This is a genomic window from Rhizobium zaerense (genome assembly GCF_051810725.1).
In the GTDB taxonomy this organism is placed as follows: Bacteria; Pseudomonadota; Alphaproteobacteria; order Rhizobiales; family Rhizobiaceae; genus Rhizobium; species Rhizobium leguminosarum_I.
The window spans coordinates 3,073,375-3,097,885 of the sequence record NZ_CM132690.1; the positions used below are offsets into that span (position 1 = coordinate 3,073,375).

The window sequence follows — 24,511 nt, forward strand, 5'->3', positions numbered from 1 at the left end:
CGTCAGTTGCCGGCGACCTTGGCCTTGATGTCTTCGTCGATGCGGGCATAGGCGTCGTCGAGCTTCATTTCACCGGCGATCACCTGGCTGATGCGTGCGACGATGGCGCTGTAATAGGCATCCGACCACTTCCAGCCCGGCAGCTTCATGGCCGGTGCCGCCGTCTGGCCGGCCGCTTCGACGAAGGCCTTCAGCGCCGCCTGCACATGCGGATTGTCGGTCTTGAAGTCCAGCTGGCCGGAGGCGACGCCTTTGTGCGCCGGGATGAACAGGCTGCGCTCGGCAAATTCCTTCTGCACATCGGCGCTTGCCAGGTAATCCATCACCTTGGCGACATCTTTCGGGTTCTTCGTGTACTTGACGGCCACCAGACCCGCACCACCCTGCATGCCGGAGCATGCCACCGGGCCGCAGGGGCTTCCCGTCACGACCCAGTCGAAATTATCGCCGATCTTCTGGGCGAAGCCCGAAACCTGCCAGCTGCCGGAATAAAGATAGGCGAGGCCACCATTGATGAAGTCCTCGGCAGCAGAGCGGTAGGTTGAGCCGGCAGCACTCACCCAGACGTCCTTGTTGATGATGCCCTCCTCGTTCCACTTGACGAAGCGGCTGAGGAAGTCCTTGGCGCCCTGATCGAGCGGCGCGGGCTTGCCGTCGGCGGCGATGTAGTTGGCGCCGTAGGAGATGTTCGGGCCGGAGACGCGGTGGCCGGAGCGGTCGATCGCCATGGCGAAGACCTTCTGGCTGTCGGCGACCTTCTTGGCTGCTGCCGCCCAGTCGTCCCAGGTGGCCTTCGGACCGGGAATTTCAACGCCGGCCTGCTCGAACAGTGTCTTGTTGGCGAAGCCCCCGGTCAGCGTCAGCTGCGTCATGAAGCCGGTAATGGCATTTGAGCCATCGGGACGCATCCAGTCAGCTTGGGCGCCGAAATTATCGTCCCAATATTTCGCGTCGGTGAGGTAGGGGCGCAGATCGAGCCAGTGCTGCGCCGGCGCCTTCAGGTTGGTGACACGGGCGATATCCGGCCCCTGCCTGGCTTCAAGCTGCACCGGCAGCTGTTCCTTGACGACATTGTAGGAGACTTCGTCGAGGATGACGTTGACGTCGGGGTTGGCCTTCGAGAAGCGCGAAAGCAGATCCTTGATCACCTCGCCTTCGCCGCCGTCGGAATACCACATGATGCGCACGTCGCCGGCATGGGCGGCAACGGAACTCAAGAGAACTGCAGCAAAAGCCGCGCCGATCGATTTCATTCTGGTCATTTTCTCCTCCTCTTGACCGATGAATTCCTGTGTCCGGCCGGTCCTCCACCTGCCGGACACGTCGTCTACGAGGCCGCGCGCCGAGGCTGCCTGCCCGGTATCTTCAGATGTACCGCGTCTCCCCGCACCGGCCAGTCCGTCGGACGAAGAATGCGGCCTTCGGCGCGCACGGTGCCGTTCTCTTCGAAGACGACCGGGCCATAATCCGGATCGATAACGATCAAGGCGCCCTCGTCGTCGCGGCGGGCCGAGAGCGTGGCGAAACGCGCCTGCATGCCGTCAAGATCAGCCTCGCGCCCGAGATCGGAGAGACGGACGATCCAGCGGCCCTTGCGGCCGGACAGCCGCAGCTCGATATCCGTCGTCGGCCCTTGCCTTACCGGCTCCAGCGCGCCGTTGCCGATCAGCATCGCAATGCCGTCGCCCGACCGAGCGAGCGCCAGATTGCCGTCAACCACCGTGTCGTCGAAAGCCTCGAGCGGGAACCAGGCATGGGTGAAATCCGGCTGGCCCTCATGGATCTCGAAATCGAGGATCGCCAGATCGCGATACTGATGCACGCGCGGCAGTGTTCCACAGCCGCCCCAGAAGCTCGGCCGGCCATACCCGAACTGGATGGTTTCGCCGGGATGATTAATCCAGATCTGCGCTTCCGGCCGGGTTCCCAGACGCAGATGCAGCACCGTCTCCTGGTAGCCCCAGGCGCCGGGACGATAATAGGCGATCGTGCCGAGCGCGGTGTCGCGGGTCTTATAGTGGTAGAGGGCGGCGAAACGGTTCTCGCCCTGGGAAAAGGTCCATTCCTGCGCATCGTCCGACTGATGCGCGGCGATTTCGGCCAGCGCTTCTGGAAAACGCAGGCCATGATCGCGAATGCAGACGGCCAGCTGCGGCAAAGCGTGGACACGCCGGCCGTACCAGCCGCGGCCCCAGAGCAGCCGGGCGATGGCGGAGAGTTCGACCGATCGGCCGGGGCGCAGCGTATGTTCGTAGGAACGGCCCTGGCTGCCGGTCAGCATGCCGTGATGGGCCGAGCGGGCAACGATCTCCATCAGGCGGACGATGCTGGAACTTGCCCGGTTGCGGATCGTCTCATCCGACGCGCAGGCGGCGAGCGCCGTCAGCCCCTTGAGATCGATCGGGAAATAGGGAACGGAATTCCACTCGGCCATTTCCCAGCGCTCGAAGTGATCGAGCCAGGCGCGGACACGTTCTTCGCCGACCCGCATCTGCTCGGCGCCGGTGCGGCCGGAACGGACGAAGACGGCATCGGGGAACAACCTGCCGCCGAGATAGGCGGCCGTATGGAAGAGAAGCGCGTGGTTTTCCGAGAAATACCACTGAACGTCGTTGCCGGGCTCATCCATCCAGTAGCGGTAATTGAGGACGGCGTGCTCGATCCTGTCGCGCAGCGCCGGTGATAGCAGATCGCTCCAGCGGGTATAGGCAAAGAGCAGCGGCACCAGCACGAAATCGGCGCAGTCGTGACAATCCTCGATGACCGGCAGCATGGCCGAGATCATCGCCTCGGTTTCCTCGCCGCCCTGCCCCAGCGCAAGACGGGCGAAAGCACAGACCGTATCGGGTTCGGAATGGGCGGCAACCTCGGCCAGCGCCTCGGCGACGCGGTCCTCAAGGGCGGCGGGTGCCTCCCCCTGGCGCTCGGGATGACAGATCTCGACGCCGAGCGTGCGACTGAGCGAAAGCGCGCCTGTTGTGAAGGTGATGCGGAAATGGCGGAAATCGGCGGGCATATCAGCCGAGGTTCCGAGCGTCAGTTTCGTTGCTCCCGCTTCCAGCTCGAAATCATAATCGAAGCGCTCGATCGACATGAAGTCGCCTTCGATCTCGACATGGCTGCTTAGCGCCACCGGCAGCGGCGCGGGGAAAAGGATCGTCACGTCTTCGCCGAGATAGGCGGTGCGGTCGAAGCGCATGCCTTCGAGGATCGCCTCCAGCACATCCGCATTACCGGCGGCAACGGGAACAGGCAGGGCAGTTTCAACTTCCGGCCCTTCGACATAATCCAGCTGGAAATAGAAACGGGCGTCGCGCTCGGCGAGATCGTCGAAATAGACGCGGATCTCGTTGAGGCCGGCGACCAGATCGACCTCGAAGAGCTGCTGGGCTTCGAGATTGCGCGCATAAGGCGCCATGAAGCCCTGCTCGCGGCCATTGACGAAGAGGATCGCGCCGCCGCAGGTCGACAGGCGAAGCGTGGCAGACCCCGCCGAGCGGGCATCGAGGAAGGTGCGCGCCCAGCAGCCGATGCGTGTCGGGCGAAACCAGAAGCCGGAAAGATCGACGCGCGGGGAGGCAAAAGGAAGCCACCAGCGGACGGCCTCGAATTCGGCAGCCGGCTGCGGCCGTCGGCCGGAGAAGGATTTTTTGAATTCGGTGCGGCAGGGATATTCATGCGGGATGAAATTCTTCGTCTTGGTGACGAAGAAGAACGGATCCATGCTGCCTTCCATCGGACGATCGGCGACGTCGTAGCGCTGCTGCCACAGATGGGCGAGCTGCCAGTAGACGATCGGGCTGGCCTTCGCCGTTGAACGGCGGAGATGGGATTGCTGCTCAGCGGTCATATTTCAGCCCGCTCAAGCCTTGGGACGCCGGGTAAAACACCGACGCTTGGACTGGCCGTCTTGCCACATTTCAAAGCCTCCCTGCTCTGCCGCTTGTCGCGGACTCCTCAAGGACAATTGTGCATAGGCATTCCATTTGCGCAATCTGAAAGATTTTTGCATAGTAGCTGGGAGCGAGGAGACGACATGGCGGCGGAAGAGAAAAAAGGCAGGCGGACACGCCTCGACGACATTGCGGCCAGATGCGGCGTCTCGATCAGCACGGTGTCTCGTGCGCTGGCCGGCGAAAAGGGCGTCAGGCCGGAGATCCGCAAGCTGGTGCTGGAAACGGCAAGCGCCGTCAGCTACGCGCTGCCGGCGAGCGTTGCCGGCAAGAAGGTCATGCTCGTCGCCTCCGGCGCGGCGATGATCGACTATGTCCGCAACCAGTTCACGCTCTATGTGCTCGAAGGATTGAACGCGCGTGCCGCCGTCCTCGGCGTCGAACTGGCGATACGGCCGGTCGCCGACAACGGGGATGAGGTCCGCGTCCTCGCCGAGATGCGGGATGATCCCAGCTTCGGCGGCATGCTGATCCTGACCGTCGACGAAGAGGAGATGCTGGCGGCGGCCGCTGATCTCGGAAAGCCCGTCGTGCTGGTCAACAGCGACGATCCCTATATGCGGCTTTCGAGTGTGACGCCCTGCAATCGCTCGGCCGCCTTCATCGCCGCCGAGCGGCTGATCAAGGCCGGGCATGAACGCATCCTGTTCATGCTGAGGCCGGGACGGCGGACGATCGAGCGGCGCCTCGAAGGCTGGCGCGATGCCCTGCAGCATCATGGGCTGGCCGCCGATGCCGATCTGGTGCTCGAGGTTGAAGACTGGTTGCCGGAACTCGGCGCCGAAGCGGTCACCCGTCTTATCCGCGAGAAAGGCCTCTCCTTCACCGCCATCCTGACGGCTGGCGACAGTCTGGCCAACGGCGCGGTGCGCGGACTGCAGGCGATGGGTTATGCCGTGCCGCAGGACATCTCGGTGATGGGCATAGACGACCTGCCACAGTCGGCCTTTCTCAATCCGCCGCTCTCGACGGTGCATATTCCGATGCGCGAACTCGGCGCCACCGCGCTCGATCTGCTGCGCGACATGATGCTCGGCCTTGCGGCCCCACGGCGGCGGGTCGAGCTTGCCTGCCATCTCGTCGAAAGGGGCAGCGTCGCGGCGGTCAGGCATGTCGGTGCCGTGACGGAAGAGCGCTGAGGATTCTATGCCGGAGGATAGTCTGCTCTGGAGATTGTCGATGGCAGCCCCTCATCCGGCTGCCGCCACCTTCTCCCCGTAAACGGGGCGAAGGGACCATGCCGCGACCTCTCCGCTCCCTCCTCGCTCTCGCAGGGCACGTCCCCTCGCCCCGTTTTTACGGGGGTCCGCAGGACGGGTCGAGACCAGTGGCTCGACCCCGCTAAGGTTAGGGTGAGGGGCAACCATTAGCGCAAACCGGGCAATTCCACGCCACCGCGATCGAGGATATCAAGCCTCGATAAAGCTCGCTTCGAACAGTTCGCGCGCATAGGCATCATGCGTGGTGCCGGCCTGCAGATCCGCTTTAGTGAGCTCATCCACAAAGCAACCGTTCTTCATGATCAGCACCCGGTCGCACATATGGGCGATGACTGCGAGGTCGTGGCTGACAAGCAGATAGGTCAGGCCCTTTTCCTCGCGTTGATCGGCCAGCAGGTTGAGGATTTCGGCCTGGACCGAGACATCGAGCGCCGAGGTCGGCTCGTCGAGCAACAGGATGGGCGGCGACAGGATGAGAGCCCGGGCGATTGCCACCCTCTGCCGCTGACCGCCGGAAAGCTCGTGCGGAAAACGGTTTGCGAAGCTCGCCGGCAAACCGACCTGGATCAATGCCTTTTCGACCTTGGACCAGATCTCGGAATGGCCCATGGCGCGCAGCGGTTCCGCCAGGGCGGTGCCGATACGATGGCGCGGATGCAGGGATCCGTAAGGGTCCTGAAACACCATCTGCGCGAATTTCAGCTCCTCGCGGGAGCGCTTCTTGCCGATCGGTTTGCCGCCAAGCTCGATGTGACCGGTCCAACCGGCCTCCATGCCGGCAAGGCAACGCAGCACCGTCGATTTGCCGCATCCGGATTCACCGACAATGCCAAGGGTCTCCCCCTGGCCAACCTGAAAAGTGATGCCCCTGACGACATGGTTGCTTGATTTGCCGGAGGCAAAGACGACATCGAGGTCACGCACATTGATCATTGCGCCATCTCCAGATCGAGTTTCGTCCTGTCGAGGACCGCGAGCCGGCGAGCCGGATTCCTTGGGTCGGGCAGCGCAGCGATCAACCCACGGGTATAGGGATGACTGGCGTCCTCGAGACTGGTCAGCGTTTCCACGATCCGGCCGGCATACATGACGATGATGCGCTCGCAAAAGGCTGCCACCATGCGTATGTCATGGCTGATCAACAGCAGCCCGGAATTGTTCTCGCGGACCAGTTCATCGAGCAACAGCAGCACGTCCTTGCGGACGCTGACATCAAGCGCCGAGGTCGGCTCGTCGGCGATGACAAGCTTCGGCCGCGCCAGCAGCATCATGGCGATCATCACGCGCTGGCCCATGCCGCCCGAGATCTGATGCGGATAAAGCGCCATGACCCGATCCGGATCGCTGATGCGCACGCGCTCCAGCATGGCGCGGGCAGCCTCATGCGCCTGTTTCTTGTGAAGACCGAGGTGAAGGCGGGCGGCTTCGGCGATCTGCTTACCGATCGAGAGCACCGGATTCAGCGAATAGCGCGGATCCTGCATGATCAGCGCGATGTCCTTGCCGCGAAGCGCTCCCATCTGACGCTCGCTCTTTGCAAGCAACGAACTGCCGGCGAGATCCAGACGCTCGGCCGAGACCACTGCAGCCGGCGGCAGAAGGCGCATGATGGCGCGACCGGTCGTCGATTTGCCGGAACCGGATTCTCCGACAATCCCGACACGTTCGCGCCCGACGTCGAAACTGACATTGGAGACGGCGGGCACGGCGCCTCGGCCGAAACGGACGCTCAAACCTTCGACGGAAAGAACGGGCTGCAGATCACGATCTTGCATGGCGAGGATCCAGAATGTCGCGCAGAGCATCTCCGGCGATGTTGAAGGCAAGGCTGGTGAGGAGGATGGCGATACCCGGCATCACGGCAACCCACCAATAATCGAGCATGAACTTGCGGCCGCTGGAGATCATCGCGCCCCATTCCGGCGCCGGCGGCTGGGCGCCAAGCCCGAGAAAGCCAAGCGAAGCGGCCGTCAGAATGATACCCGCCATGTTGAGCGTCAGGCGAACGATGACGGACGGGACGCACATCGGGGCGATATAGAGGAGAAGAATGCGCATCGGCGAGGCGCCATAAAGGCGGGCGGCGACCACATAATCGGCGTTTCTGACGACAAGCGCCTCGGCGCGCGCGAGTCTGGCAATCGGCGGCCATGCGGTCAGCGAGATCGCGATGATTGCGGTGGTCAAGCCCGCACCGAGTGCCGCAGCAAAAGCCAGAGCCAGGATCAGTGACGGGAACGACAGGACGATATCGGTGGCGCGCATCAGCAGCGCATCGGTGCGCCCGCCGAAGAAGCCGGCGACAACGCCGATCAACAGGCCGATCGGCCCAACGATCAACGAGATCGACAGCACGGTCTGGATGGTGATGCGCGTGCCGAAGATGAGCCGGCTCAAGATGTCGCGGCCGAATTCGTCCGTGCCTGCCAAGTGCGCGAGGCTCGGCGGCTGCAACGCATCGCCAAGCGCCTGTATCGCCGGATCGTAAGGCGCCAGCAGCGGCGCGAAGATCGCGATCAAGCAAAGCAGACCGAGGATGACAAACCCTCCAAGACCAAGCGGCTCGGCCGCCAATTTGCGGCCGGCGCGCGCAAACGACGCCGCGATACGGGTCGACACACTTGGAGGGCGGATCTGAATTTCGCTGCGGATAACGTCGCTCATCGCACCGCCTCCCGCATGCGCGGATCAAAGACGGCGTAAGCGACGTCGGCCAGGAAGTTCAACAACATGAAGATAAATCCCACAATGATGGTGCCGGCGACGATGGCGTTCATATCGCCGATCATCAGCGCATTGGTCATGTACTGGCCAATGCCCGGCCAGGAGAAAACGATCTCGGTCACGACAGCGCCTTCGAGCAGACCGCCATAGGAAATGGCGAGAATGGTGATCAGCTGCACCGCAATGTTCGGTAGCACATGGCGCCAGATCGTGCCGAGCGGGCTCACACCCTTGGCTCGGGCCGCGATGACATAATCCTGGCTCAACTGCTCCAGGGTGAAGCTGCGCGTCATGCGGGTGATGTAGGCCATCGCCGCATAGGCAAGGATGACGGCTGGCAGAATGATATGGCCGAGCGCATTCCAGAAGATTTCCGTCTCGCCCTGCAGCAGGCTGTCGATCAACAACAGCCCGGTTTGCGGCATGACGAGGCCTTCGTAAAAGACATCGATCCTACCCGGCCCACCGACCCAATTGAGGCCGGCGTAGAAGATGACGAGCCCGACGATGCCGAACCAGAAAACCGGGATCGAATGACCGACGAGCGCGACAACGCGGGCCGTCTTGTCGATGAAGCTGTCGCGAAAGAGTGCTGCGACCAGCCCGAGCGGGACACCGACGAAGGTCGAAATGATCACCGCCAACGTCGCCAGTTCGAATGTTGCCGGAAACGCCTGGGCAAGGTCCGAAGAGACGGGATTGCCGGTGAGGACGGCCGTGCCGAAATCGCCATGCGCCAAGCCGTTCAAGTAGAGGAAAAACTGCTGGTAGATCGGCAGATCGAGCCCCAGGCGCGCCCGCATCGCCGCATAGGCAGCGGGATCGGCGAGCTCGCCGACGATTGCGCCGACCGGATCGGTGGGCAAGACGCGGCCGATCACGAAGGTCACACATAAGAGGATGAACAGGCTGACCAGCAAATGCGCCAGGCGTCGGCCAAATTCGGCTACGGAGAGTTCCTTCATGATCGGCTGTCCTGGGAGTATTACTGGGTTTCGACCTTGGTCACGTTCTCGAGACGCGTCAGCTGAGACGGATGCCCCACATATCCCTCGACCTTGCCGTTGAGGACGATCGGCTCAAAGCGCTCGAAGAGCGGAAGCACCGCGGGCTTCTGTTCGACGAACATCTTCTGCATCTGAACATAGAGTTCGCCACGCTTCTTGGCGTCCGGCTCCATCGATGCTTTGGCCGTCAGGGCCGTGAGTTCCGGGATGTCCCAGGCCGAGCGCCAGACAAAATTGCCGGCATTGTTGGCTTCCTTCGAGTTGTCGGGATTGGAGGAAAACTGCTCCATCGAGCCGAGCACGTTCGGCATGTAGGCGCTGGTCTGCGGAATCAGCAGATCGAAATCCCTGGCGCGATGGGCGGCGATGATTTCCGAACCGTTGCCCTGCTGGATGTCGACCTTGATGCCGATCTGGGCCAGCGATGCCTGGATGGCGGTAGCCAGATCGATGCGCGGCGTTTGCGCGATGGTCTTCAGCGTCAGCGAAAAGCCGTCCTTGAAGCCTGCCTCGCTCAGCAGCTGCTTGGACTTTTCGACATCGAGATGCCAATCGGGGTTGGGGATGGCGTAGTCGAAATTCTCCGGAACGGGAACGTTTCTCGCCCGGCCGTAAGGGCCCATGATGGTCTTTTCGATGCCCTTGTAGTCGATGCCGTAGGCGATGGCTTCGCGAACCTTCGGATTGGCGAGGTATTTGTTGCCGGCATTCATCGACAGCACGTAGAAGCCGCCCGTCGGAATACGCTGGATGGCAAATCCCTTCTTGCTCTGGAAGGTCGCGAGATCCGATGCGGTCAAGGCGCTGGCAATATCGATATCGCCGCGCTCGAGCATCAGCCGCTCGACCTGGCTTTCGGGCACATGCCGGACGATGACGCGACGCATTTTTGGCGCGCCGGTCACATAATCCTTGTTGGCGTCGAGGATCACCAGTTCGTTCGGAGACCAGCGATTGAGGGTGAACGGACCGGAGCCGGCAGAATGCGTTCGCATCCAGGCGTTTCCGTAGTCGTTGTCGACGGCGTGGCTCTCGACCTCGACGCTGTCGACCACGCTGGTGGTCGTCGTTGTCAGCCGGTAGAGCAGAAGCTCTGCCGTCACCTGGTCGGAGAGATCGATCCGCACCGTCTGATCGTCGACGGCCTTGACGAGCTTTTCGACATTGTCCTTGTCGTAGCCGACGCGCTTAAGGTTGGCGGCGGCGGCCTGGTCCATCTTCAGGAGCCGCGCCAGCGAGTAGACGACATCCGTCGAGGTGACCGGGTTGCCGGAGGCGAAATTGGCCTTGCGCAGCGTAAAGGTGATGCCCTTGTCGTCGATCTTCCAGCTTTCCGCCAGCTGCGGAAGGATCTTGCCATCAGCCGTGCTGGCGACCAGCCGATCGTACAGATTCGACATGATCTCGACCGCCTTGCCTTCGGTCGCCTGCTGCGGATCAAGCGACAGAACCTGCGCCAGCGAAGTGCCGACCACCAGCTGGTCTTGCGGCGTGGCGGCCTGCATTTGCGGTGCAGCGATCGTCAGGGCGCCGATGACGGCACCGACGAACAAGCTCTTAGAAAAATGCTTCATTGTCACTCCTCCCTGGATTACTATAGGAAACATATTATGTCGCCCGTATGTCGTATTATGATTTAACGAAGTCCGATAAGATTGACAAGACCCGGGCGGCAGAGACTTGGTCCGAGGGGATTGGGGGAGCCGAAATGACGACACTCAGCCGTGGCCGGCAAAGACTGGCGCAACAGGTTATCGATCAGCTGCGGGCGCAAATCGAGACGGGAAAGCTGCGCGTCGGCGACCAGCTGCCGACCGAGCCGCAGCTTGAAGCGACATTCGGCGTCAGCCGCACCGTGGTGCGCGAGGCCATTGCCGATCTGAGATCGGCAGGCTTCGTCAAGCCGATCCAGGGCAAAGGCGTCTTTGTCGCGGATCCGAAGGCGCATTCGGTCCTGTCGCTGACGCCGGTGGAAATCAAAAGCATTCCGGAAACCCTGGAATTGCTGGAGTTTCGCATGGCCGCCGAGGGTGAAGCGGCGGCGATCGCCGCCTATCGCCGCACCGCCGAGCAAGAGGCGACAATCCGCGACGCCAACCGCAGAATGGCGAACCTGATCGAAACCGGACAGCAAACGGTGGAAGCGGATTACGCCTTCCACATGGCGATTGCCGCCGCTACGAACAACCGATTCTATGTCGATGTCCTACGCCATTTCGGCCCCAGAGCTATCCCCCGCGGCCAATTTCCGACGCTGCCGGAAGCCAATGACCGCGACTATCTTCAGAAGGTTTATGCCGAACATGTCGAAATCCTCTCGGCAATCGCCGATCAGGATCCCGAACGCGCCCGCCAGGCGATGCGCGCCCATATGCTGGCCAGCCAGCGCCGCTACCGCATGCTCGCGGAGCAGCAATAGGGCTCGACACCCTTCAAAATTCATATTATGTCATATGACGTTGGATAATTTCGAAAGAGACTCAAATGTATCTGGGAACACAGGTCGCAGCGCGGGATGACGACGACTATCGTATCTTCGCGCAACTGGGTGTGAAGCATATCAACGCCGACCCGCCGGGAAAGCCGAGCAGTTGGACGCTCTCCGATCTCGAACAGCATCGCGACAAGGTCGAAAGCTTCGGCCTGATTCTCGACATGATCCAGTTGCCGCTGCCCTCGCAGCCAATCGAGAAGGCTTCCTATCCCGATATCCTGCTTGCCGGCCCCGAGCGCGACAGACAGATCGACGCCGTCTGCAAGCTGATCGAGAATGTCGCAGCCGCCGGCATTCCTGCGGTGAAGTACAATCTCAACCTGATCGGCATTCCCCGCACGCCGGATGAACCGGGACGCGGCGGATCGCTGAATGCCAGCTTCCGCTGGGACAAGACGGATCAGCAGGCCGAGCCCGGCCTTGCCGGCGTGCTTTCCGAGGACGAAAACTGGGAGCGGATCGACTATTTCCTGGAACGCGTCGTTCCTGTCGCTGCAAGCAACCGCGTCCGGCTCGCCTGCCATCCGCACGATCCTTATACGCCGCCGGGTTATCGCGGCGTCACGCGGGTGCTGGGTACGGTGGAAGGTCTGAAGAAATTCGTGCTGATGCGTGAAAACCCGTATCACGGCCTCAATTTCTGCCAGGGTTCGATCGGCGAGATGCTGGAAAATCCCGGCAAGGAAATCGACGATGTCATCCGCTGGTTCGGCCAGCGCGGCAAGATCTTCAATGTTCACTTCCGCAATATTCGCGGCGGCAAGCTGTCCTTCATGGAGACCTTCCCTGAAGAAGGCGACATGGACATGGTCCGCTCCGCCAGGATCTACAAGGAGGTGGGCTTCAAATACATGCTGATGCCCGACCATGTGCCGACCGTCAGCGGCAAGGATCCAACCGCCACCGCATTTGCCTTCTGCTACGGCTATATCGCCGCACTTCTGCAAGTGCTCGACAGCGAGTGAGCCGGTTTTCAACACGTCAAGAATAGGACTTCATGATGAACCCGATTGAATTGAAGAAGGCCGTCGGTAGTGGTCTCCTGTCGTTCCCCATTACGCATTTCGACGACCAACTGAAATTTGACGAAGCGAAGTACCGCCGTCATGTCGAGTGGCTTTCCGGTTATGACGCTGCTGCACTGTTTGCCGCCGGCGGCACCGGTGAATTCTTCTCGCTTAATCCTGCCGAGATTCCGCAGGTGATCCGGGCGGCCAAGGCGTCGGCGGGCAAGACGCCGATCATTTCGGGAACCGGCTACGGCACCTCGCTCGCCATCGAGATCGCAGTCGCGGCCGAGAAGGCCGGCGCGGACGGGCTGCTGCTGCTGCCGCCCTATCTGATGTTTGCCGAGCAGGCGGGTCTCATCGCCCACGTCAAGGCGGTCTGCCAATCGGTCGGCATCGGCGTCATCGTCTATAACCGCGACAACGCCGTCCTGACCGCCGACAGCATCGCGCGCCTGGCGGAGGAATGCCCGAACCTGATCGGCTTCAAGGACGGCGTCGGCGATGTCGACAAGGTGATCGAGATCACCACCCTGCTTGGCGATCGTCTCGTCTATGTCGGCGGCATGCCGACCCATGAGGTTTATGCCCAGGCCTATTTTGCCGCCGGCGTGACGACCTATTCATCGGCCGTGTTCAACTTCGTGCCCGCGCTTGCCCAGCGCTTTTACGGTGCCCTACGCACCGGCGATCAGGCAACCGTCGATGAGATCCTCAAAGGCTTCTTCTTCCCCTTCGTCGCCTTGCGCAACCGCAAGAAGGGATATGCCGTCTCGATCATCAAGGCCGGCCTTCGCGTCCTCGGGCAGAATCCCGGCCCCGTGCGCCCGCCTTTGACGGATCTTACCCAGGAAGAACTGGCGCTGCTGGAAAAGATCATCCAGGCCAACGGCGTCACACGTGTCGCGGCGGAATAATATATCGCGGCAATCGGCCGCCGGGATGGCCCGGCGGCTGTCCCGTTCGCACCAACAACGGACATCGGCTCGGCTCGGATGGACGACCGCTACAGGGCCGGAACTGACGGGCTGCGTCGAGGCCCGAAATAGCTAAAGAGCAAATCTTTAGGCGCCCTGCGTGCATAATCTTGAAAGTAAGCTGTTGCCGCTGTCGTTGGTTTCCGGCACGAGGGCCTTTCGAAATAGCGGCAAGGGACAGCGCCGCACTGGCGACCGCCGGATCAGGACTCAGCCATCACGCCCCCTCACCGCCCATGAGGCGGTATCATGATCGGGGTGCTGGTTGTTGCTCTCCTTGATCGCCGCGGCCCAGTCGGCGCCGTTGTTTTCGGTCGCACCGGTATTTTCTATGCCCGTGATCGTATCGAACCATGCCACCATGTTCTCGGTGCAGGTACTGGCAAGCGGCGCGAAGGCGTGCGGATCGTCAAGCGAACCGATCATCAGGTTGGTGCGACCGTTTTCGAGGTGGTGGAAGAACAATGGCGTGCCGCAATTGGCGCAGAAGCCGCGCTCGACAATCTCCGAACTCTTCCAGATGCTTGGCTTGCCGCGTGTCCAGCTGAGCGCATCATCGGGCGCGGCGACGAGCGCGGCAAAGATGTTGCCCGAGGCTTTCTGGCACATGCGGCAATGGCAGAGATGCGAATTGTCAAGCATAGCGGTTGCGTGGTAGCGCACGGCACCACACTGGCAGCCGCCGCTCACCTCCATCTCGATGCGTTTCATTTTTTCTCCTCCTTCAAGAGGCGGGTTTGGGCTTACCTCTTTTAGGTTTTCGTCACTTTCCCGCTGCCCGAAGCTGTCTTGCGGCCTTAGTGGTACGTCACGACGGGATTGAACACCCTTTGCAGGAAGGGCCTGAGAGCTGCCTGCATGTGGTTCCTCGGAATTTGATGTCCACACTCAAAGACGTGAAGCGTCGCCAGGACTCCGGCATTGGACAGAGCTTTTGAGAAGAGTTCGGCATGGGCAACCGGAGCACGGTCGTCATGCTTTCCATGCAGCAATAGCGTCTCAGACCGAACTTCGGGCGCACAATGCAAAGCAGAGCGAGCCAGAAAGGCCTCTCTCGATAGGCCCGCCTCTTTCTCGATAGCCCACCGCAAACCGTCTGAACTCTCGTGATAAGCGACTTCAAGATCGTAGACGCCGCTGGATAGAATGACTGCTCGCAGATCAGAAACCTGGGTGGCGACCATTGCCGATGCAACGGCACCACGACTGTTTCCACAGAGAACAATTCGGTTAGGATCGACGGAAGGCTGGTCCCGCAGGAAGGCGAGAGCAGCTATGATCGCTTGCTGGGTTTTGGGACCGCAGAAATCTGAAGGGCCATCTGACGCCCCAAAACCGGGCTGCGAGACTGCCGCAGCAGTAATATTCAAACCAGAACAGAACCGAAGCAACGCGCCGCTGTTGACCGTCTCTATCCCTCCAAGCAGACGGCCACCCTGATTGCCGTGGACAAATAGGATTGCTCCTGCGGGCGTTTCGCTTGCGGCTTGAGCTTGAAAAAGCTCGACCGTGGCTCCGTCCCCCCGGTCAATGAGATGTCGAGTTACTACCGGCATTAACCACCATCAGGTTTTCGCGTGCCGGACAGACAATAGTGCAACTTGTGGCATTGGCAACGTCCGGCGGCGGCGGCTGTTTCGGTCTTTTGAGCAGGTAGGTGCTGGCTATCCGCCCTATTCATTGGCCCCAGTAGGGAGCAACGCGGCCGATTCCCCCGGCGGCCCTATCGGCATCACCTGTATGCGCGAAACCATCGGATTTGTTCATCCCAGAAATGGTCGCGATCACCCACGGCAAAGGTGGCAGCAAACCGGATGAGGGACTGGTGTCGACGATCTCCTGGACCGAGGATTCGCATGCCCTAGCGGTTCTTGTGCCTAAAGCGCCACACCAGTACCGCGGTCGAAGACGTGCACCTGATCGCTGGTGATGCTTGCCTCGAAGACGGCGCCGTAACGGGCGGGGTATTCGCCGTCGACGATGGCGGTCACCTGCTGTCCGGCGAGGTCGAAGACGACATGGGTCTGGGCGCCTGTCGGTTCCACCAGCATCGTCCGGCCGGCAAGCGCCGTGCCGGCGGCAACACCGGGAACGAGATGTTCGGGGCGCAGGCCGATGGTGATGGCCTGGCCGGCCTTGACCTTGCGGTCGGGCGCGATGCGGATTGCCGTACCGTCCCCGAGGCGGGCGGCGGGTTCACCATTTTCGCCGTCGACCGTGCCTTCGAGCATGTTCATCGCCGGCGATCCGATGAAGGCGGCGACGAAGAGATTGGCGGGTTTCCTGTAGAGTTCGAGCGGTGTTCCCTCTTGCTCCACCCTGCCCTGATTGAGCACGACGATGCGGTCCGCAAGCGTCATCGCTTCGATCTGGTCGTGGGTGACATAGATCGAGGTCGTCCTGACCTTCTGGTGCAGCGTCTTGATTTCCGAGCGCATCTGTACGCGCAGCTTGGCATCGAGGTTGGACAGCGGCTCGTCGAACAGGAAGACGGCGGGATTGCGCACGACGGCACGGCCCATGGCGACGCGCTGGCGCTGGCCGCCGGAGAGCTGGGCCGGCTTGCGGTCGAGCAGATTGCCGAGATCCAGCATGCGGGCGGCTTCGGCCACCCGGGCTTCGATCTGCGGTTTGGCAACGCCGGCGAGCTTCAGATTGAAGCCCATGTTTTCCGCCACCGTCATGTGCGGATAGAGCGCGTAGGATTGGAAGACCATGGCGATGTTGCGTTCCCGCGGCGTCATGGCGTTGACGACCTTGCCGCCGATGGCGATCTCACCATCGGTGATCTCCCCAAGGCCGGCGATCATTCTGAGCAGTGTCGATTTTCCGCAACCGGACGGCCCGACGAGGGCGACGAATTCGCCATCCTCAATATGAAGCGAGATGCCGTGAATAACGTCGACGGCGCCATAGGTCTTGCTGATATCGGTGAGTTCAACGGATGCCATGATTGCACTCCAACGGTTCGGCTCAGGACTTCACGGCGCCGGCGGTCAGACCGGCGATGATGTGTCTCTGGGCGACGAAAAAGACGATGATGGTGGGAAGGATGGTCAGCGTGATGAAGGCCAGCACCAGCTGCCATTCCGTGCCGTACTCGCCGCGATAGACCATGATGCCGAGCGGCCAGGGATATTTCGATTCCGAGTTCAGCATGATCAGCGGCAGGATGTAGCTGTTCCAGCTGCCGACGAAGGAAATGATGCTGACGGTGGCGACGATCGGGCGGGAGAGCGGCAGCGAGATATGCCAGAAGAAGCGGAGATAACCGCAGCCGTCGACGAAGGCCGCCTGAAACAATTCTTCCGGAAGATTGCGGAAATAGTTTCGAAACAGCAGGATGCTCATGCCGAGACCGAAAGCCACCTGCGGCAGCACCACGCCCCAATAGGTATCGAGCAGGCCGAGATCGCGGATGCGAATGAACAGCGGCAGGATCGCGGTCGCCGCCGGAAACATCAGGCCGAGCAGGAAATAATTGAGCAGGAAGGACGATCCGAAAAAGCGGACATGGGCAAAGGCGAAAGCCGCCATCGACGAGACGATCAGCGTCAGGAGGACGGTGAGCGACGCGATCACCAGCGAATTGCCGATCTGCAGCCAGTAGCGTTCACCGAAGAGAATATCTGTGTAGTTCGCCCATTGCCACTCCGTCGGCAGGCCGAAGGGATTGGTGCGCAGGTCGCCCAGCGTCTTGAAGCCACCGAGTGCGGTCGTCAGCAGCGGTACGAGCACGATCGCGGCAATCAGGCTCAGCGACGCGTAGAGATAGACGCGTGTTGACGTGCTCATGCGGATGGAGGAGCTCATATCAGTCATGGCGCATGAATATCCTTTTGTAACCGAAGGCGAGCGTCACGCAGATGATGAAGAGCACCACGCCGACGGCGCTGCCGAGGCCGACCTGCATGCGCATGACGCCGTAGGTGTAGAGGAAGGTGACCATCGTCTGGGTGGAGTTGGACGGCCCGCCGCCGGTCAGCGGCATGATCATGTCGAAGAGCTGCAGCGAGCCGACGACGGCAAAGAAGATCGAAAGACGCAAGGTCGAGCCGAGCAGCGGCAGGGTGACATAACGGAACTTCTGCCAGCCGGTGGCGCCGTCGATTTCGGCTGCCTCCAGCACGCTCTTGTCGACGGATTGCAGGCCGGCGATGAACAGCATCATGTGGAAACCGAAATATTTCCAGACGATAACGCCAAGCACGGCATAGATCGCCACGTCCTTGTCGGCGAGCACGTAAGGGTTGGCGAAGCCGAAGAAGTTGGAAACGGCGGCAAACAGGCCATAGTCGCCATCATAGACAAAGCGCCAGATGAGGCCCGCGGCAACGTCCGCCAGCACATAGGGCAGGAAGAAGATCAGGCGGTAACCGACGACACCCGGAATGCGGTGCGCCAGCATGGTGGCCAGCCAGATGGCGAGCGGCACCTGGATGCAGATCGAGATCACGATGATCAGGCCGTTATTGACCAGCGCCTGGGTGAAGGCCGCATTGCGGAACAGAACTTGGAAATTACGCAGCGCGATGAACTCGGTCGGCGTGCCATAGCCGTTCCACTTGTACAGGCTATACCAGGCCGCCTCGCCCATCGGCATGATGACGAAGAGCGTGAAGAGCAGCAGCGCTGGCGGCAGAAAGATGAGCAGCACCGTCAGCCGGTCGTGGGCGACCGAGCTTTTCCGGTTTGCGGCCCGTCTTGCCGGCCTCGCGGCCGATGTTACCGAGGGTACTGAAATATTGGCCATGGGTCCTGCTTTCGTTCGTCGGCAGCAATGCCGGCGCTCCACTTGATCGAGAGCGCCGGGAAGGCTCTGCGGGCGCTGGTTATTGTTCCAGCTCGAAAGCGTCCTGGATCATCTGGGCACCGTCCTTGGAATTCATCTGGCCGGAGACGATTTCCACGGAGACGTCGTTGACGACACGGCCGACGGCCGCGCCGAGATCCTGGTCGAAGAAGTTCTGATGCCAGGTCGAACCGGCAAGCTGTTTGGCCGATTCGGCCAGCAGCGGATTGACGACGCCGTCATCGGCGCCGACGGCAACGGGAAGCAACATGCCGGCCTTGGCCATTGCCCGCTCGTTTTCCGCATTGGTGAGGAAGGCGAGGAAATCGAGCGCTTCCTTGGAGGCCTTCTTGGTGACGGCCCAGCCGTTCAGGCCGCCAAGCGTATCGGTCGGTTTGCCGGCGCCGCCTTCGACCGTCGGGAAGACGAAACGGCCGATATTGTCTGATGAAAGCCCCTTGCCGTCGCCGGCATTCTTGCGCTGGTTGGCCTCGGTCGCTTCAAAGCCGAGGATCATCGCAGCCTTGCCGTCGCCGAAAACGCCGAGCGTTTGCGGCCAGGTCGCACCGAGATAGCCGGGCTGGAACGGCTCGAGCTTGCCGAGTTCGGCGAGGTCGTCGCCGGCCTTGATGATAGCCGGATCAAGGAAACCTTCGCCCTCGCCGTTCTTGGCCGCTTCGAACACCTTCTGGCCGCCCTCGCGCATGACGAGATAGCTCCAGTAGAAATGGATAGGCCATTTCTCACCACCGCCGCCGGCGATCGGCACGATGCCGGCCGCCTTGATCTTCTGAACCGTGGCGAGAAAATCGCTCCAGGTCTTGATGTCTTCGGCTTTGACGCCCGCCTTGGCAAACAGCGTCTTGTTGTAGAAGAAGCTGACGAGACCGACCTTGTAGGGAATGGCCCAGGTCTTGCCGTCGAAAGTCAGGCCATCGACCGAAGACGGGGTATAGGCGCTGCGCAGCTTGCCGCCATCGCCATCAAGCGCTGCCGTCACATCCTGGAGCGCGCCGGTCTCGGACTGCTGCTTCAACACGCCGCCGCCCCAGCTGAAAAAGAAATCCGGCACGTCGTCGGACTGGAGCAATGTCGGAAGCTTGGCCTTGAAGGCCTCGTTTTCGAGGAACTGCATCTGGATGTCGACGTCGGGATGCTGGGCTTCGTATTTCTTGACGATGTCTTCCCAGGCCGCGACGTTTTTCGGGTCGAGCTCGAGATGCAGCCATTTCACCACCGTCGTCGCCGAGGCGGCGCCCGCTCCCGCCAACAACAGGCCGGCTGCCGCAGCCATGGATACAATGCGCCTGCCGCCGAAAGCGGCGTTCTTCAGCATAAAATTCATTGATTTTCCTCCCAGGGGTCTATCCTCACAATTTTTCCCCTATGCGGATTAATTCAGCGGAGCTTTGCCCGGATGTCAACCCAATCGCTGCTATTTTTACCAAATACGCTTGACAGGCCCACGGGATTGCCTGCTATTTATTTCGTAACCCGTTAAAAATATTGGGTTCCGCCCAACAAACGATGCCGGCTAGTTTTTATGAAGACCGCAGATCCAGAATTGATGCGCGCGATCAATCGCTTGAACGTGCTCGATACCATCCGGCGCCATGGTCCGATCTCGCGCATCGAGATCAGCGAACGCACCGAGCTTTCCACCACCACCGTTTCCGCCATCACCGCGTCGCTGCTCGACGACGGGCTGATCCTGCCGCGCCATGAAGGCGACATCCGCAACGAGGCGGTGCGCGGCAGGCCGCGCGTGGCGCTGGAGCTCAATCCGGATGCCGCCCGCGTGGTGGGCGCCAAGATCGCCGCCAACAGGATGGTCTTCGTCGTCACCAATTTCCGCGGCGACGTGCTGTCGAAGCTCGCCTTGCCGATCCGCATCGACCGGCAGCCGATCGGCGTCATCGCCGATCTCGTCGAGGACGGCGTCAGGCGTTGCGTCGTCGATGCCGGGCTGTCGCTCGAGGATGTCGACAGCGTCTGCCTCGGCTTTCCCGGCGTCATCGAGCACCGCACCGGCTATATCAGAAGCAGCCCGATCTTTCGCGACACCAACGTCGATTTCGCCGCCGAGATGTCGACGCGGCTGGCAACGCCGACCATCGTCGAAAGTGATGCGCACGCCATCACGCTTGGCCATCACTGGTTCGGAAAGGCGCGTGATCTCGAGGATATGGTATTGATTTCGCTGGAACAAACGTTGGGGCTCGGCGTGCTGCACGGCAACGGCCTGTTTCGCGGCGCCGGCGGCCTCAGCCACAATCTCGGCGACCTCGTGCTCGGCATGGGGCCGAACGGCGTCATCCGGCTTTTCAGCCAGGCCGGCGAAAGCGCCATCCTCGGCGAACAACCAGCCGACGGGCGTTTTGCCGAAGCGATCCGGCTCGGCCGCGGCATGAACCATGCGCAGGCGCTGATCAAGGCCGATGACGACCGGCTGATAAGCGCCGCCATCCGCGCCGGCGAAGCGGTGGGATTGACCATCGCCAACATCGTCACGCTGTTTGCGCCGCCCCGCGTCATCCTTGTGGGCTCGAGCCTGGCGCTTGGCGAACCCTTTCTGAACAGCCTGCGCGATGCCTATGCGCTCGCCATTCCGCCGTCGCTGAAGGGGGTGAGCGAACTCGTCTTCGACGATTCGAGCGATGATTTCTGGGCGCAGGGCGCGGCTGCCGTGGCGCTCTACGAGCTTTACGAATCGCCCTGGAGCACGACCGGGCCGGCGCTCTGACGGGCGCCACAATCACAATCAATGGAGGAATTCATGGAGAGAGTCGGTATCGGCATCGTCGGATGCGGCAATATTTCAGGCGCCTATCTCACGGCGATGGCATCCTTTCCCATTCTCGATATTCGCGGCGTTGCCGATCTCAATCGGGAGCTGGCCGAGGCGAAGGCTAAGGAATTCAACGTTCCCGCCCGATCGATCGAAGAGCTTTTCGCCGATCCGAAGGTCGAGATCATCGTCAATCTGACGATCCCGAAAGCCCATGTCGCGGTCGCGCTGCAGGCGCTCGAGGCCGGCAAACATACCTATTCGGAAAAGCCGCTCGGGATTAATTTCGCGGAAGGGAAAAAATTGGCGGATGCCGCCAAGGCGAGGAATCTGCGCATTGGTGCTGCCCCCGACACCTTCCTCGGCGGTGGCCACCAGACGGCCCGCGCGCTGATCGACCAGGGCGTCATCGGCCAGCCGGTCGGCGGCTCGGCGAGCTTCATGTGCCCGGGCCATGAGCGCTGGCATCCGAACCCGGACTTCTATTACGAAGTCGGCGGCGGGCCGATGCTCGACATGGGTCCCTATTACATCACCGATCTCGTCAATCTTCTCGGACCGGTTTCGCAAGTTGCGGGTTTTGCGACGACGCCGCGCGCCGAACGGCTGATCACCAGCGAACCGCGCAATGGCGAGCGCATTCCCGTGCATGTGCCGACCCATGTCGCCGGCATGATGGCCTTTGCCAACGGCGCCGTCGTCCAGATCGCCATGAGCTTCGATGTCGCCGGCCACAAGCATGTGCCGCTTGAGGTCTACGGCACCGAAGGCACGCTGATCGTTCCCGATCCCAACAAGTTCGCCGGCCCGGTGGAATATCTGAAGAAGGGTGGGCCGTTCGAGGACCAACCGGTCACCGCGCCCTATGCCGACGGCAACTACCGCTCGCTCGGCGTCGCCGACATGGCGCATGCGATCCGCTCCAACCGGCCGCACCGCGCCAATGGCGACCTGGCGCTGCATGTGCTCGAAGTCATGGAAGCGTTCCACATCGCCGCCGCGACCGGCCGAACGGTCGCGATCACCACGGCGACGGAGCGCCCTGCCCCGCTGTCCGATTCCATCGTCGACGGACGGCTGGCGAAATAAGTTTCAGGAGGAAAGACTATGCGTGAAGCACTGATCGTCTGGGGCGGCTGGAGCGGGCATGAGCCGCAGGAGTGCGCCGAAATCATCAAGACCATGCTCGAGGAAGACGGTTTCAAGGTCTATCTCGAACACGGCACCGAGGCGCTTGCCGACCCTTCCGTCCATGATCTCAGCCTCGTCGTGCCGATCATGACGATGTCGAAGATCGAGAAGGAGGAGGTCAAGAACCTCGCCACGGCGATCGAAAGCGGCGTCGGCATCGCCGGCTATCACGGCGGCGCGGGCGATGCCTTCCGCGATTCCGTCGACTACCAGTTCATCATCGGCGGCCAGTGGGTGGCTCACCCCGGCAACATCATCGACTATACCGTCAACATCACCCGGGCTGACGATCCGCTGATGGAGGGTATCGCCGATTTCCCCTATACATCAGAGCAATATTACATGCATGTCGACCCCTCGAATGAGGTTCTGGCGACGACGAAGTTCACCGGCGAACATGCCTACTGGATCGACGGCGTCGTCATGCCCGTCGTCTGGAAGCGGAAATACGGCAAGGGCCGGGTCTTCTATTCCTCGCTCGGCCATCAGGCCAAGGAATTCGACGTTCCCCAGATGAAGACCATCTTCCGCCGCGGCGCCAACTGGGCGGCGCGGTGAGGCGAGGCTGTTCGGTTCGTGGGTATCCAAGAAAGGCCCCTCCCCAACCCCTCCCCACAAGGGGGAGGGACTAACCCGGAGCGCCCACCTCGTTCTTCTTGAAACGTCGCAGATCTAGAAAGCGGGTGCGGCAGTCTTAGCCCCTCCCCCTTGTGGGGAGGGGTTGGGGAGGGGTTTTGGCTGATCTCAGCCGATGATCAACGCCGTCCCATAAAGCCCCAGCGCGAAAACAGTGTGAGCCAGCAGATTGAAGCACCGGACCTTGTTCGGGGTCGGATGTTTGGAAGCGGCCCAGCCGATGCCCAGGCCCGGCTGCAATAGGAACCACCCTGCCCCGACGGTGATAATGCCGAAGATCCAGGCGGGTAGAAATGCCGGGGCGGCCAGCCAGGCCGAGCCCATGATGATGGCGAAGATCACCCCATAGAGGATGCCGACGGCGTAGTGGCTGATCCAGCCGAGCGCCAGTTCTTGGGCATAGGGCTCGGCATCGGCAATGCTCTCGTGAAAGACCTTGCCGCGGCCAAGGTGCCAGAACCAGCGTCCCACAGGTGCCCAGTTGGGCGCCGCCTGGCCGAACCGGGTGAGCAGGATCGCCCAGAGGTCCATCAGGATGGTTGCGCCGGCGCCGATCACCAGGCCGCGCCACAGAATGTCGAACATTGGGAATCACCGGAAAACGTTGCGATTGCACGACGCTACAAGATCATCGCCGACGCGCCGGCGCAATGGCTCCGATGAATTCAAAGGCCACATTCCGGAGTGATTCAGAGGCTAATCCGCCTGCGGTTCGCCCTCGCCCATCCGCTCGCGGGCGATATCGATGCGATCGGTCATTGCCTTGCCCTTCGGGCTGATGACCGCCTCGCGCACGCGGCGGTCGGCGGACAGGGCCTGAATACCAGCGTTCAGGACGCCTATAATCTCGGATGGAAACTGGCGGCGGTTGCTGCCAGCGCCCCTGACGCGCTGCTCGACAGCTATGAGGAAGAGCGCCGCCGCCGTGCTCGGTCTGGCGACCAATCTTCTCGACGCCATGAAGCGCGGCAATATGCGGGCGCGGCCGTGATGTGCATCAACTCGATATCGGCTATCCCAATTCCTCCCTCGCGCTGGAAAAGCCGGAGCGGAACGCCGGCCTGCTTGCGGGCGACCGTGCGCCCGATGCGCCGCTCAAAGCTGTCGCCGGCCAGCCGACGCGTCCGTTCGAAAGCGTTGCGGCAGATCCTTCGAGGCTCCGCCCGATGGGCAACGTATAAGGATGAGGAGCGTTAGAGGTGCCGCGCTATAAACGGGGCACACGGATCTTTAGAGGGCATCCCGCTCGTATCGCGGCGCCCATCCGCGGGCCATCCCGCGGCTCATCACGCTTTCCGCCAGCGCCAATTGCTGGCGGAGATGTTTGCAGTCATCGAGCAGCGAGCGTATCGCCGCCTTGGCATTGTCGTCATGCCAGGCAAGCACGGCTTCGACTTCCCAAGCTTGATCTGGCCAGGCTTGATCGGGCCAGGTTTGATCAGGTCCAGTTTGTTCGGGTCGAGGCCGATGGGGTTCCAAGACTTTTGCCGGCTGCATCAGTTCAGCGCCAACGGCAATTGCACAGGGCGCGGCAATGGCGGCAGCGGCCGGCTGAGTTCGACCTTTCTCTGCCAGGCGGCGCGCCGCTGTTGATCCCGCTCGCGGGCTGCGCGGGACGCTTCGACGAGCGCGAGGGCGTTGGCGATCACCTGTTCCGTGTGCGTCATGATCATCTCCAATGTTCCTGTTTTGTTCTACGTTAGAACTTCGGCAGGAAAAGTC

Annotated in this window: 23 protein-coding genes and 2 pseudogenes; 8 read left to right on the forward strand and 17 right to left on the reverse strand. The window is 61.7% G+C overall.

What is annotated here, in order from left to right:
* Positions 1 to 2: 2 nt before the first annotated feature.
* Positions 3 to 1,262 carry an ABC transporter substrate-binding protein gene (locus ACS4RR_RS14870; RefSeq protein ID WP_260110806.1) on the reverse strand — a complete coding sequence of 420 codons (1,260 nt, stop codon included), beginning with the start codon at positions 1,260 to 1,262 and terminating at the stop codon, positions 3 to 5.
* Positions 1,263 to 1,327: 65 nt separating this feature from the next.
* The gene (locus tag ACS4RR_RS14875; protein ID WP_456188966.1) at positions 1,328 to 3,850 is read right to left on the reverse strand and encodes a hypothetical protein; all 2,523 of its coding nucleotides are present in this window, start codon (positions 3,848 to 3,850) and stop codon (positions 1,328 to 1,330) included.
* A 186-nt stretch (positions 3,851 to 4,036) separates the two neighbouring features.
* Between ACS4RR_RS14875 and ACS4RR_RS14880 the strand changes: the two genes are divergently transcribed.
* Complete coding sequence (locus ACS4RR_RS14880) at positions 4,037 to 5,092, forward strand: LacI family DNA-binding transcriptional regulator (RefSeq protein WP_260110804.1); 1,056 nt, start codon at positions 4,037 to 4,039, stop codon at positions 5,090 to 5,092.
* Positions 5,093 to 5,362: 270 nt separating this feature from the next.
* On the opposite strand, the gene ACS4RR_RS14885 is transcribed toward ACS4RR_RS14880, so the two are convergent.
* Genes ACS4RR_RS14885 through ACS4RR_RS14905 form a run of 5 tightly spaced genes read right to left on the reverse strand, consistent with a single transcriptional unit; the run spans position 5,363 to position 10,478 of the window.
* Entirely contained in the window at positions 5,363 to 6,106 is a 744-nt protein-coding gene (locus ACS4RR_RS14885; protein WP_017964236.1) for an ABC transporter ATP-binding protein, read from the reverse strand.
* Positions 6,103 to 6,948, reverse strand: coding sequence for an ABC transporter ATP-binding protein (locus tag ACS4RR_RS14890; protein ID WP_260110803.1), 846 nt, complete (start codon positions 6,946 to 6,948; stop codon positions 6,103 to 6,105). The genes ACS4RR_RS14885 and ACS4RR_RS14890 overlap by 4 nt, the downstream gene beginning before the upstream one ends.
* Positions 6,935 to 7,837, reverse strand: coding sequence for an ABC transporter permease (locus ACS4RR_RS14895; protein WP_170258059.1), 903 nt, complete (start codon positions 7,835 to 7,837; stop codon positions 6,935 to 6,937). The genes ACS4RR_RS14890 and ACS4RR_RS14895 overlap by 14 nt, the downstream gene beginning before the upstream one ends.
* A complete protein-coding gene (locus ACS4RR_RS14900) occupies positions 7,834 to 8,862 on the reverse strand; it encodes an ABC transporter permease (protein WP_260110802.1) in 1,029 nt (342 codons plus the stop codon). Before ACS4RR_RS14900 ends, ACS4RR_RS14895 begins: the two co-directional genes overlap by 4 nt.
* 20 nt (positions 8,863 to 8,882) lie before the next feature.
* A complete protein-coding gene (locus ACS4RR_RS14905) occupies positions 8,883 to 10,478 on the reverse strand; it encodes an ABC transporter substrate-binding protein (RefSeq protein ID WP_260110801.1) in 1,596 nt (531 codons plus the stop codon).
* A gap of 134 nt (positions 10,479 to 10,612) precedes the next feature.
* On the opposite strand from ACS4RR_RS14905, the gene ACS4RR_RS14910 reads away from it, so the two are divergent.
* From ACS4RR_RS14910 to kdgD, 3 genes are all read left to right on the forward strand, one after another.
* Positions 10,613 to 11,323: a FadR/GntR family transcriptional regulator gene (locus ACS4RR_RS14910; protein WP_260110800.1), complete on the forward strand. Its 711-nt coding sequence runs from the start codon at positions 10,613 to 10,615 to the stop codon at positions 11,321 to 11,323.
* A gap of 65 nt (positions 11,324 to 11,388) precedes the next feature.
* Positions 11,389 to 12,363 (forward strand): mannonate dehydratase, encoded by a 975-nt coding sequence (locus tag ACS4RR_RS14915; RefSeq protein ID WP_260110799.1) that lies wholly within the window; start codon positions 11,389 to 11,391, stop codon positions 12,361 to 12,363.
* 32 nt (positions 12,364 to 12,395) lie between these two features.
* On the forward strand, positions 12,396 to 13,322 hold the full coding sequence (gene kdgD, locus ACS4RR_RS14920) for a 5-dehydro-4-deoxyglucarate dehydratase (RefSeq protein ID WP_456188967.1): 927 nt from the start codon (positions 12,396 to 12,398) through the stop codon (positions 13,320 to 13,322).
* 270 nt (positions 13,323 to 13,592) lie between these two features.
* Here kdgD and ACS4RR_RS14925 read toward each other — a convergent pair whose 3' ends face one another.
* The 6 genes from ACS4RR_RS14925 to ACS4RR_RS14950 all read right to left on the reverse strand — a co-directional run bounded on the left by ACS4RR_RS14925 (position 13,593) and on the right by ACS4RR_RS14950 (position 19,519).
* Complete coding sequence (locus tag ACS4RR_RS14925) at positions 13,593 to 14,093, reverse strand: GFA family protein (RefSeq protein WP_130688225.1); 501 nt, start codon at positions 14,091 to 14,093, stop codon at positions 13,593 to 13,595.
* Between the two features lie 86 nt (positions 14,094 to 14,179).
* Positions 14,180 to 14,938, reverse strand: coding sequence for an alpha/beta hydrolase family protein (locus ACS4RR_RS14930; RefSeq protein ID WP_222383915.1), 759 nt, complete (start codon positions 14,936 to 14,938; stop codon positions 14,180 to 14,182).
* Between the two features lie 321 nt (positions 14,939 to 15,259).
* Entirely contained in the window at positions 15,260 to 16,333 is a 1,074-nt protein-coding gene (locus ACS4RR_RS14935; RefSeq protein WP_456188968.1) for an ABC transporter ATP-binding protein, read from the reverse strand.
* 22 nt (positions 16,334 to 16,355) lie between these two features.
* Positions 16,356 to 17,204 (reverse strand): carbohydrate ABC transporter permease, encoded by an 849-nt coding sequence (locus tag ACS4RR_RS14940; RefSeq protein WP_018241950.1) that lies wholly within the window; start codon positions 17,202 to 17,204, stop codon positions 16,356 to 16,358.
* Positions 17,197 to 18,135, reverse strand: a complete 939-nt coding sequence (locus ACS4RR_RS14945) for a carbohydrate ABC transporter permease (RefSeq protein WP_162118655.1) — start codon at positions 18,133 to 18,135, stop codon at positions 17,197 to 17,199. Before ACS4RR_RS14945 ends, ACS4RR_RS14940 begins: the two co-directional genes overlap by 8 nt.
* A 79-nt stretch (positions 18,136 to 18,214) precedes the next feature.
* A complete protein-coding gene (locus tag ACS4RR_RS14950; protein WP_170258051.1) occupies positions 18,215 to 19,519 on the reverse strand; it encodes an ABC transporter substrate-binding protein in 1,305 nt (434 codons plus the stop codon).
* Between the two features lie 198 nt (positions 19,520 to 19,717).
* On the opposite strand from ACS4RR_RS14950, the gene ACS4RR_RS14955 reads away from it, so the two are divergent.
* From ACS4RR_RS14955 to ACS4RR_RS14965, 3 genes are read left to right on the forward strand one after another with little or no spacing between them, the layout of a single operon-like run.
* Positions 19,718 to 20,917, forward strand: a complete 1,200-nt coding sequence (locus ACS4RR_RS14955) for an ROK family transcriptional regulator (protein ID WP_017964225.1) — start codon at positions 19,718 to 19,720, stop codon at positions 20,915 to 20,917.
* A 33-nt stretch (positions 20,918 to 20,950) separates the two neighbouring features.
* Complete coding sequence (locus tag ACS4RR_RS14960) at positions 20,951 to 22,051, forward strand: Gfo/Idh/MocA family protein (protein WP_456188969.1); 1,101 nt, start codon at positions 20,951 to 20,953, stop codon at positions 22,049 to 22,051.
* An 18-nt stretch (positions 22,052 to 22,069) separates the two neighbouring features.
* Entirely contained in the window at positions 22,070 to 22,711 is a 642-nt protein-coding gene (locus ACS4RR_RS14965) for a ThuA domain-containing protein (protein WP_017964223.1), read from the forward strand.
* Positions 22,712 to 22,897: 186 nt separating this feature from the next.
* Here ACS4RR_RS14965 and ACS4RR_RS14970 read toward each other — a convergent pair whose 3' ends face one another.
* Both ACS4RR_RS14970 and ACS4RR_RS14975 read right to left on the reverse strand, forming a co-directional pair.
* Positions 22,898 to 23,374 (reverse strand): DUF2938 domain-containing protein, encoded by a 477-nt coding sequence (locus ACS4RR_RS14970; RefSeq protein WP_222383912.1) that lies wholly within the window; start codon positions 23,372 to 23,374, stop codon positions 22,898 to 22,900.
* Positions 23,375 to 23,509: 135 nt separating this feature from the next.
* Positions 23,510 to 23,599 (reverse strand): annotated as a pseudogene (locus ACS4RR_RS14975) (MarR family transcriptional regulator); the annotation flags it as partial.
* Here ACS4RR_RS14975 and ACS4RR_RS14980 point away from each other — a divergent pair.
* Positions 23,588 to 23,922 (forward strand): annotated as a pseudogene (locus tag ACS4RR_RS14980) (FAD-dependent monooxygenase); the annotation flags it as partial. The pseudogenes ACS4RR_RS14975 and ACS4RR_RS14980 sit on opposite strands and share 12 nt — an antisense overlap.
* Positions 23,923 to 24,019: 97 nt before the next feature.
* Here ACS4RR_RS14980 and ACS4RR_RS14985 read toward each other — a convergent pair.
* Positions 24,020 to 24,286 (reverse strand): hypothetical protein, encoded by a 267-nt coding sequence (locus ACS4RR_RS14985; RefSeq protein WP_017964219.1) that lies wholly within the window; start codon positions 24,284 to 24,286, stop codon positions 24,020 to 24,022.
* Positions 24,286 to 24,456 (reverse strand): hypothetical protein, encoded by a 171-nt coding sequence (locus ACS4RR_RS14990; RefSeq protein WP_162039352.1) that lies wholly within the window; start codon positions 24,454 to 24,456, stop codon positions 24,286 to 24,288. The genes ACS4RR_RS14985 and ACS4RR_RS14990 overlap by 1 nt, the downstream gene beginning before the upstream one ends.
* Between the last annotated feature and the right edge of the window lie 55 nt (positions 24,457 to 24,511).

Excerpts from the sequence above, each read along its gene's own strand:
- ACS4RR_RS14940 (WP_018241950.1), bottom strand. The coding sequence starts at position 17,204 with ATGACTGATATGAGCTCCTCCATCCGCATGAGCACGTCAACACGCGTC.
- ACS4RR_RS14990 (WP_162039352.1), bottom strand. The coding sequence starts at position 24,456 with ATGACGCACACGGAACAGGTGATCGCCAACGCCCTCGCGCTCGTCGAA.
- ACS4RR_RS14910 (WP_260110800.1), top strand. The coding sequence starts at position 10,613 with ATGACGACACTCAGCCGTGGCCGGCAAAGACTGGCGCAACAGGTTATC.
- ACS4RR_RS14890 (WP_260110803.1), bottom strand. The coding sequence starts at position 6,948 with ATGCAAGATCGTGATCTGCAGCCCGTTCTTTCCGTCGAAGGTTTGAGC.
- ACS4RR_RS14925 (WP_130688225.1), bottom strand. The coding sequence starts at position 14,093 with ATGAAACGCATCGAGATGGAGGTGAGCGGCGGCTGCCAGTGTGGTGCC.
- ACS4RR_RS14945 (WP_162118655.1), bottom strand. The coding sequence starts at position 18,135 with ATGGCCAATATTTCAGTACCCTCGGTAACATCGGCCGCGAGGCCGGCA.
- ACS4RR_RS14930 (WP_222383915.1), bottom strand. The coding sequence starts at position 14,938 with ATGCCGGTAGTAACTCGACATCTCATTGACCGGGGGGACGGAGCCACG.
- ACS4RR_RS14900 (WP_260110802.1), bottom strand. The coding sequence starts at position 8,862 with ATGAAGGAACTCTCCGTAGCCGAATTTGGCCGACGCCTGGCGCATTTG.
- ACS4RR_RS14985 (WP_017964219.1), bottom strand. The coding sequence starts at position 24,286 with ATGCAGCCGGCAAAAGTCTTGGAACCCCATCGGCCTCGACCCGAACAA.
- ACS4RR_RS14880 (WP_260110804.1), top strand. The coding sequence starts at position 4,037 with ATGGCGGCGGAAGAGAAAAAAGGCAGGCGGACACGCCTCGACGACATT.
- ACS4RR_RS14965 (WP_017964223.1), top strand. The coding sequence starts at position 22,070 with ATGCGTGAAGCACTGATCGTCTGGGGCGGCTGGAGCGGGCATGAGCCG.
- ACS4RR_RS14950 (WP_170258051.1), bottom strand. The coding sequence starts at position 19,519 with ATGAATTTTATGCTGAAGAACGCCGCTTTCGGCGGCAGGCGCATTGTA.
- ACS4RR_RS14915 (WP_260110799.1), top strand. The coding sequence starts at position 11,389 with ATGTATCTGGGAACACAGGTCGCAGCGCGGGATGACGACGACTATCGT.
- ACS4RR_RS14895 (WP_170258059.1), bottom strand. The coding sequence starts at position 7,837 with ATGAGCGACGTTATCCGCAGCGAAATTCAGATCCGCCCTCCAAGTGTG.
- kdgD (WP_456188967.1), top strand. The coding sequence starts at position 12,396 with ATGATGAACCCGATTGAATTGAAGAAGGCCGTCGGTAGTGGTCTCCTG.
- ACS4RR_RS14955 (WP_017964225.1), top strand. The coding sequence starts at position 19,718 with ATGAAGACCGCAGATCCAGAATTGATGCGCGCGATCAATCGCTTGAAC.
- ACS4RR_RS14935 (WP_456188968.1), bottom strand. The coding sequence starts at position 16,333 with ATGGCATCCGTTGAACTCACCGATATCAGCAAGACCTATGGCGCCGTC.
- ACS4RR_RS14870 (WP_260110806.1), bottom strand. The coding sequence starts at position 1,262 with ATGACCAGAATGAAATCGATCGGCGCGGCTTTTGCTGCAGTTCTCTTG.
- ACS4RR_RS14970 (WP_222383912.1), bottom strand. The coding sequence starts at position 23,374 with ATGTTCGACATTCTGTGGCGCGGCCTGGTGATCGGCGCCGGCGCAACC.
- ACS4RR_RS14875 (WP_456188966.1), bottom strand. The coding sequence starts at position 3,850 with ATGACCGCTGAGCAGCAATCCCATCTCCGCCGTTCAACGGCGAAGGCC.
- ACS4RR_RS14905 (WP_260110801.1), bottom strand. The coding sequence starts at position 10,478 with ATGAAGCATTTTTCTAAGAGCTTGTTCGTCGGTGCCGTCATCGGCGCC.
- ACS4RR_RS14960 (WP_456188969.1), top strand. The coding sequence starts at position 20,951 with ATGGAGAGAGTCGGTATCGGCATCGTCGGATGCGGCAATATTTCAGGC.
- ACS4RR_RS14885 (WP_017964236.1), bottom strand. The coding sequence starts at position 6,106 with ATGATCAATGTGCGTGACCTCGATGTCGTCTTTGCCTCCGGCAAATCA.